Source organism: Bradyrhizobium sp. SHOUNA76, from assembly GCF_023006445.1.
In the GTDB taxonomy this organism is placed as follows: domain Bacteria; phylum Pseudomonadota; class Alphaproteobacteria; order Rhizobiales; family Xanthobacteraceae; genus Bradyrhizobium.
Genome location: NZ_JALBHA010000352.1, coordinates 1 through 6,998, shown reverse-complemented (window position 1 = coordinate 6,998; position 6,998 = coordinate 1). Strand labels below are relative to the sequence as shown.

Here is a 6,998-nt window from a genome sequence, read left to right as displayed (position 1 = left end):
ACCGATGCCGGCGTGCATGCGCGCGGCCAGGTCGCGCATGTCGATGTCGACAAGCCGTTTCCGCCCGGCCGTTTTCGCGACGGGCTCAATGCGCATCTGCGCCCGCATCCGATCGCGGTGCTGGAAGCCGAGATCGTGCCTGACAGCTTCGAGGCGCGCTTCTCCGCGGTGAAACGCCACTACCGCTACCGTGTCATCAATACGCGCGCCAATCTCGCCCTCGACATCGGTCATGCCTGGCGTGTGCCGCGCAAGCTCGATGCCGACGCGATGCACGCGGCGGCGCAACGCCTGCTCGGCAAGCACGATTTCACGACCTTCCGCGACACCGAGTGCCAGGCCAAGTCGCCGGAGAAGACGCTCGATCAGCTCGACGTGCTGCGCGACGGCCGCGAGATCACGATCATCACCTCGGCGCGCTCGTTCCTGCACAGCCAGGTCCGCTCGATGGTGGGATCGCTGGTCTGGGTCGGAGAAGGACGCTGGACCGCAGACGATCTCTCCGCAGCACTGGAAGCCCGCAACCGCGCAGCGTGTGGCATCGTCGCCCCGCCGGACGGGCTGTATCTGATGAAGGTGGATTATTGAGGCGAGAGGGGCGCGCTTTCGCCTCACCCACCGCTGTCATGCCCCGGCTCAAGCCGGGCGATGACAGCGGAAGTTGAGGCGGCGGCGATCGCCCTAGCCAAAATACCGCGTCAAAATCCCGCGATAGACCTTCGTCAGCTTCTCCAGATCCTTAACCGGCACCCGCTCGTCGACCTGATGCATCGTCTGTCCCACCAGGCCGAACTCGATCACCGGGCAATAGCTGGAGATGAAGCGCGCATCCGACGTCCCGCCTGAGGTCGACAGCTCCGGCTTGCGGCCGGTCACCTCCTCGATCGCGGCCACCGCGAGCTCGGTGAACGGGCCGGGCTTGGTGACGAACACGTTGGAGTTCGAGGGTTCCCAGACGATGCGGGCCTTGATGCGGTTGCCGCAGGCTTTTGTCAGCCGGGTCTCGACCAGCTCGCGCAGGCTCGCCTGGGTGTGGTTGTCGTTGTAGCGGATGTTGAACTTGGCACGGGCCTCGCCGGGAATGACGTTGTTGGCCTTGTTGCCGACGTCCACCGAGGTGAATTCGAGATTGGAGGCCTGGAACTGCGCGCTGCCATGATCGAGCGGCTCGTCGGAGATCGCGACGATCAGGCGCGAGATATCCGGCACCGGGTTGGAGGCGCGATGCGGGTAGGCGACGTGGCCCTGCACGCCGTCCACGTAGAGCGTACCGGATTGCGAGCCGCGGCGACCGACCTTGATGGTGTCGCCGAGCGTCTCGACATTGGAGGGCTCGCCGAGCACGCAATGGTCGAATGTCTCGCCGCGCTCGGCGGCCCATTTCAAGAGCTTGATAGTGCCGTTGATGGAGACGTCTTCCTCGTCGCCGGTGATCAGGAACGAGATCGAGCCTATTCCATCGGCGCGCGGCTTGCCGCCATTGGCGGCGAGATGCTCCAGCACCGCGGCGACCGAGCAGGCGATGCCGCCCTTCATGTCGACCGCGCCGCGACCGTGCAGAACCCCGTCTTTCACCTCGCCCGAGAACGCGCCGACGCTCCATGCGCTCTCGTCGCCGGGCGGCACCACGTCGGTATGGCCTGCAAAGGTGATGTGCGGCCCCTCGGTGCCGATCCGAGCATAGAGATTATCGACGTCGGCAGTGCCTTCCTCGCTGAACGTCACGCGGTGGCAAGTGAAGCCGGCGGCGCTGAGGGCTTTTTCAAGCACCCCGAGCGCACCGGCATCTTCAGGGGTTACCGAGGGGCAGCGGATGAGATCGCGGGCAATGGAGAGGGCATCGGTCATGCGCCCCGCTTAACATGCATGCCGCCGGGTGGGCTAGCACTGGGCGGGACAATTTCGATCTCGCGGCTCTGGTCCCAGCTATTGGCAGAGGGCGATACGGCGGCGTCCTCGACCTTGGCCAATGGATCAGGACCGAACCGGTTGTGGCCCTCGCTGCCCGGCATGCAGAACATCTCGACGAACCCCCACAGCCACAGGCTCGTGGCGGTGAGGCTGAACGGAAGCATCCAGCGGGCGTCAGGCAACAGGTCCGAGAACTGACTGTACAGGCCGGGTACGACGCAGAACGGGATGATCCACCAGCCGCGCCTGTCGCGATCATGCAGCCGCTTGATCGTGGTCGCCAGGAAGATCCATGAGAACAGCGCCAGGCCGGATGACCTCAAGATCGTATCCGTGCGGTCAAATGAGGCCGGCGAGCGATAGGTCCGGGGATCGACCAGCTTGAAGAGTTCGTCGAGGCCGAAGTCGAAATCGATCTTCAGGGATAGCTTCAAGGCGCCTTCGGCGCCGACGAGATGGATCACCTGCCCGATGACGCCGAGCAGCGCCGCCAGCAACGCGACGATCAGCAGCGCCTGCCACAGCAGGGCGCGGTTGATGCGACCGTCGAAGCGGAAGAGGTACGAGGTCCAGTCCATACGAGGGGCTCCGGGCGGCAGGGCCGTCCGAAGATTGGTCGCGATGGAGGGAGAGCGGGTTCGATAGACCACCAGCTCCGTCATCCTGAGGTGTGAGGCCTGGGACGCTCGCGTCCCACGGGAGCCTCGAAGGATGCACGGCCGAGATGCAACCGGGCCGTCGCCCTTCGAGGGCCGCCGAAGGGGCGGCCGCTTCAGGGTGACGGATCACATCTTGCGGACCGAGATCAATCCCGCAGCAGCTCGTTGATGCTGGTCTTGGAACGCGTGCGCTCGTCGACGCGCTTGACGATGACGGCGCAGGCGGTGCTGGGGCCGATCTGGCCGTTCTTCATCGGCTTGCCGGGCAGCGCGCCGGGCACCACGACCGAATATTCAGGCACTTCGCCGATGAAGACCTCGCCGGTCTCGCGGTCGACGATCTTGGTCGAGGCGCCCAGGAACACGCCCATCGCCAGCACCGCGCCCTTGCGCACGATGACGCCTTCGGCGACCTCGCTGCGCGCGCCGATGAAGCAATCGTCCTCGATGATGACAGGCTCGGCCTGCAGCGGCTCGAGCACGCCGCCGATGCCGGCGCCGCCGGAGATGTGCACGCGCTTGCCGATCTGCGCGCAGGAGCCGACGGTCGCCCAGGTGTCGACCATGGTGCTCTCATCGACATAAGCGCCGAGATTGACGAAGGACGGCATCAGCACGACGTTCTTGGCGATGAAGGCCGAGCGGCGCACGATGGAGCCGGGGACGGCCCGGAAACCGGCATCACGAAAACGGTTCTCGCCCCAGCCTTCGAACTTCGAGGGCACCTTGTCCCACCAGGTCGCCTTGCCGGATCCGCCGGGGATGACACCCATGTCGTTGAGGCGGAACGACAGCAGCACCGCCTTCTTCAGCCATTGGTTGACCTTCCACTTGCCGTCAGCGCCGCGCTCGGCAACGCGCGCCTCGCCCTTGTCCAGGATCTCCAGCGACTGGTCCACGGCTTCGCGCACCTCGCCTTTGGTCGAGGTCGAAATGCCGTCACGCGCGTCGAAGGCGCTGTTGATGGTGGATTCGAGGGCGGACAGGGACATCGGGATTTCCTCAGGGAAAGCGTGGTTTTGCGTGAATTGGAGCGCTTTTTCGGGATTTGAGAGGCCGGAGTCAAGGCATAGTCCGCCGTCGTCCCGGGCTCGCTTCGCGCCCCGGGACGACGGCGGCTAATGGGGAGACAGCCGCGCCAAAAACCCCGTCAGATCATCCGTAACATAGTCGACATGGGCGGCGTCCCGGCCTTCCAGTTCCCAATCCTCGCGCACCACCTCCTTCGTCCCATCGGGCACCACCAACACGGTGGTCATGCCGAGCTGGTGCGGGACAGTCAGGTTGCGGGCGAGGTCCTCGAACATGGCGGCTTTGGCCGGATCGACCGCGTGGTCGGAGAGAAATTTCCGATATGTCTGCTCAGCCGGCTTCGGCTCGAATTCGGCGGCGATGATGTCGAACACGCCGTCGAAATGGCTGGCGAAGCCGAGGCGCGCCAGCACGGCATCGACATGGTCGACCGAGCCGTTGGTCAGGATCAGTTTTCGTCCCGGCAGACTTGCGATGGCTGCGCCGAGCGCCGGGTTCGGCTCCAGCGGCGAATGGTCGATCTTGTGGACATAGGCGAGGTAGTCGTCGGCGGAAACGCCGTGCAGGGTCATCATGCCGCGCATGGTGGTGCCGAAGCGCCGGTAATAGTCCTTCTGGATGTTGCGCGCTTCTTCCGGGCCGACGTTCAGCCAATTGCAGACGAACTCCCCGATCCGCGCATCGACCTGTTGCCACAGATTGACGTGATGCGGATAGAGCGTGTTGTCGAGGTCGAATACCCAGGTGTCGACGTGGTCGAAGGTGCGTGGCGAATTCATCAAGACCCTCACCATCACGGCACCGCGAAGCGCAGCGTCTTGCCGCCGCTCGACATGTCCACCGCGCCGAAGCCCGTCGCGGCGAATCCGCGCGCGCCGCAATCGGTCTGCTCATTGGTCTCGAACTTGGTCTCGCGCGTGCACAGCTGCCTGTCGCCGCCCCAGTTCAGTGGCCGGTCCTTCAGCTTGACTGCGCGGTTGTCGGCGTCGACCGCTTCCGCGAAGCTGAAGATCTGCTTCGGCTGGCCGGTCACATCGGGGTGCAGGCACGTCTTGGGATCGATGCGATACCAGCCGCGGCTGGTCACGGACTTGCCGTCGTCGGTCGCGATCGCCGCCATCACCTTGTGCGGCGTGTCGTTGCACCAGGTGAGGCCGGTCGCAGACGGCGTCTGCACCGCATCGACCATGGTCTTGAAGAAGTTTTGCGAGCCCACGATGTCCGACGACAATCCGCGGCTTTTCAGGAACGCCGCCAGCGCGCCTTGCGTCTTCGGCCCGTCGACGCCATCGATCGGCGCGGCGTCATAGCCTGCGATCACCAGCAGGCGCTGGATGCCGGCGAGGCGGGCCTGCTCGTCGTCATATTCGGAATCCTCGGCGAGATAGGCCGTGAGGTTGCCGTCCGCTGCTTGCGTCGGCGTCACTTGCGTGAACGCGACTTGCGTCTGGCCGCTGCGGCACTGCCGTGCCGCCGCGATGACGAAATTGTCCTGCGCCACGCACAGCATGTCGCGGCCGTTCTGCGGGATCGGGGAGGCGCCATAGACGCCGAGCGCGCGGGCGTTGAGCAGGATGCGGTCGGCCGTCAGCGTGCCCTGCACCACCACGCGGCAGGTGGCGGGATCGATCCTGAACCAGCCCCGCGTTGCGGTTGCCGCCTTGTCGTCGATGCCGATCGCGGCTTCGACGACATAGGACATGCGGTTGCAGATCTTGAGATCGGCGAACGCCGGCGCGGAGGAGAAGAAGAACGAGACGGCTGCGGCCGGCAGCGTCATCAGGAGGCGGGTGAGGGGGGAGCGGCGGCGCCGAATCCCCGTCATTCCGGGGCGATGCGAAGCATCGAACCCGGAATCTCGAGATTCCGGATTCGCCCTGCGGGCGCTCCGGAATGATGGAGCAATGCGAGAGCTATGGATCCCCGGGCCTTCGCCGCGCCGAAGCGGCTTCGGCCGCGCAGGCGGGACGAGCCCGGGCATGACGCCCTCTCTTCTTCGCTGCTCGTCTCTCACTTGTGGATCAGCGTGCCCGTGCCCTGGTTGGTGAAGAGCTCGAGCAGCACCGCGTGCTGCATCTTGCCGTCGATGATGACGACGCCCTCGACGCCCTGCTCCAGCGCGTAGATGCAAGTCTCGACCTTCGGGATCATGCCGCCGGAGATGGTGCCGTCGGCGATCAGTTTTCGCGCGTCCTTCACCGAGAGCTGCGGGATCAGCTTCTTCGACTTGTCGAGCACGCCTGGCACGTCGGTGAGCAGCAACAGGCGCTTGGCCTTCAGCGCGCCGGCGACAGCCCCTGCAAAGGTGTCGGCGTTGACGTTCAGCGTCTGGCCTTCCTTGGACGTCGCGAGCGGCGCCAGCACCGGGATCAGCTCGTAGCCGATCAGCTGGTTGAGCAGCGTGAGGTCGACCTTCTCGGGGTCGCCGACGAAGCCGAGATCGATCGCCTTCTCGATGTTCGAGCCCGGATCGATGATGGTGCGCGTCGTCTTCGACGCCTTCACCATGTTGCCGTCCTTGCCCGACAGCCCCACGGCCTTGCCGCCGGCCTCGTTGATATAGCCGACGATCTGCTTGTTGACGGAGCCGGCCAGCACCATCTCGACGATCTCGATGGTCGCGGCATCGGTGATGCGCAGGCCGGCGGCGAATTCAGAGACGATGCCGAGGCGCTTGAGCATGGTCGCGATCTGCGGCCCGCCGCCATGCACCACGACAGGATTGATCGCGGTCTGCTCCAGGAGCACGATGTCGCGGGCAAAATTCTTTGCGGTCTCCTCGTCGCCCATGGCATGGCCGCCATATTTGATGACGATGGTTTCCTCGTCATACTGCTGCATGTGCGGCAGCGCTTCCGACAGGATGCGGGCCTGGTCGAGCGGGGAGATGTCGGTCATGTCGCGGTCTCGCTGGCGGGTCTAACGCGGCCTGCGTTCTATCTGATTGGCGCGCGCGGCGCAAAGTGTGGCTGGCATGCGGTCTCGTGCCCCGGATGCATCGCAGCGCTTCTTCAGCGGTGCGCTGCAGAGCCGGGGCCCATGTTGCTGGGTCCCGGCTCTGCGGAGCGTCACTGCGTGCCGCACCGCGTCCGGGACACGAGCATCACTTCCTCGCCACCACCGCTGCCAGCGTCACCGCCAGCCAGCCCAGAATCATCACCGTCCCACCCGTCGGCGCCGCGTACGGAAACAGCGAATGCCCGGCATATTGCCGCAAGCTGAGGTCGCCCGCGAACAGCGCGGCGCCGATCGCTAGGCCGGATGCACCAACGAGGCCAATTCCGCCGTGCAGAAGGCCGCGCGCGAGCAGGGCGACGGTCGCAAGCATGGCAGTTGCATGAAACAGCAGCATCGCGCTGGCGGAGGCCAGCCGGCTCGCATCGCCGCCATGCGCCG

At 65.4% G+C, this 6,998-nt stretch carries 8 protein-coding genes; 1 reads left to right on the top strand and 7 read right to left on the bottom strand.

All coding sequences use genetic code 11. The features are described from left to right. The coding region (locus MOV74_RS27140; protein ID WP_246929602.1) for a tRNA pseudouridine(38-40) synthase TruA at nt 1–588 on the top strand (588 nt) is incomplete at its 5' end. A 93-nt stretch (nt 589–681) separates the two neighbouring features. On the opposite strand, the gene dapE is transcribed toward MOV74_RS27140, so the two are convergent. From dapE to MOV74_RS27105, 7 genes are all read right to left on the bottom strand, one after another. Beyond that, the gene (gene dapE / locus MOV74_RS27135) at nt 682–1,848 is read right to left on the bottom strand and encodes a succinyl-diaminopimelate desuccinylase (protein WP_246929597.1); all 1,167 of its coding nucleotides are present in this window, start codon (nt 1,846–1,848) and stop codon (nt 682–684) included. After that, nucleotides 1,845–2,489, bottom strand: coding sequence for a DUF805 domain-containing protein (locus MOV74_RS27130; protein ID WP_246929595.1), 645 nt, complete (start codon nt 2,487–2,489; stop codon nt 1,845–1,847). Before MOV74_RS27130 ends, dapE begins: the two co-directional genes overlap by 4 nt. A gap of 227 nt (nt 2,490–2,716) precedes the next feature. Continuing rightward, on the bottom strand, nt 2,717–3,562 hold the full coding sequence (gene dapD, locus MOV74_RS27125; RefSeq protein WP_246929593.1) for a 2,3,4,5-tetrahydropyridine-2,6-dicarboxylate N-succinyltransferase: 846 nt from the start codon (nt 3,560–3,562) through the stop codon (nt 2,717–2,719). 126 nt (nt 3,563–3,688) lie between these two features. After that, nucleotides 3,689–4,381 (bottom strand): pyrimidine 5'-nucleotidase, encoded by a 693-nt coding sequence (locus MOV74_RS27120; RefSeq protein ID WP_246929591.1) that lies wholly within the window; start codon nt 4,379–4,381, stop codon nt 3,689–3,691. Between the two features lie 14 nt (nt 4,382–4,395). Next, the gene (locus MOV74_RS27115; RefSeq protein WP_246929604.1) at nt 4,396–5,382 is read right to left on the bottom strand and encodes a DUF1036 domain-containing protein; all 987 of its coding nucleotides are present in this window, start codon (nt 5,380–5,382) and stop codon (nt 4,396–4,398) included. 230 nt (nt 5,383–5,612) lie between these two features. Then, nucleotides 5,613–6,500 carry an acetylglutamate kinase gene (gene argB / locus MOV74_RS27110; protein ID WP_028140832.1) on the bottom strand — a complete coding sequence of 296 codons (888 nt, stop codon included), beginning with the start codon at nt 6,498–6,500 and terminating at the stop codon, nt 5,613–5,615. Between the two features lie 205 nt (nt 6,501–6,705). Next, the coding region (locus tag MOV74_RS27105) for a DUF423 domain-containing protein (protein ID WP_246929589.1) at nt 6,706–6,998 on the bottom strand (293 nt) is incomplete at its 5' end.

Bases quoted from the DNA above. Each gene is read 5' to 3' on its own strand.
- dapE (WP_246929597.1), bottom strand. From the start codon at position 1,848: ATGACCGATGCCCTCTCCATTGCCCGCGATCTCATCCGCTGCCCCTCG.
- argB (WP_028140832.1), bottom strand. From the start codon at position 6,500: ATGACCGACATCTCCCCGCTCGACCAGGCCCGCATCCTGTCGGAAGCG.
- MOV74_RS27115 (WP_246929604.1), bottom strand. From the start codon at position 5,382: ATGACGCTGCCGGCCGCAGCCGTCTCGTTCTTCTTCTCCTCCGCGCCG.
- dapD (WP_246929593.1), bottom strand. From the start codon at position 3,562: ATGTCCCTGTCCGCCCTCGAATCCACCATCAACAGCGCCTTCGACGCG.
- MOV74_RS27120 (WP_246929591.1), bottom strand. From the start codon at position 4,381: ATGAATTCGCCACGCACCTTCGACCACGTCGACACCTGGGTATTCGAC.
- MOV74_RS27130 (WP_246929595.1), bottom strand. From the start codon at position 2,489: ATGGACTGGACCTCGTACCTCTTCCGCTTCGACGGTCGCATCAACCGC.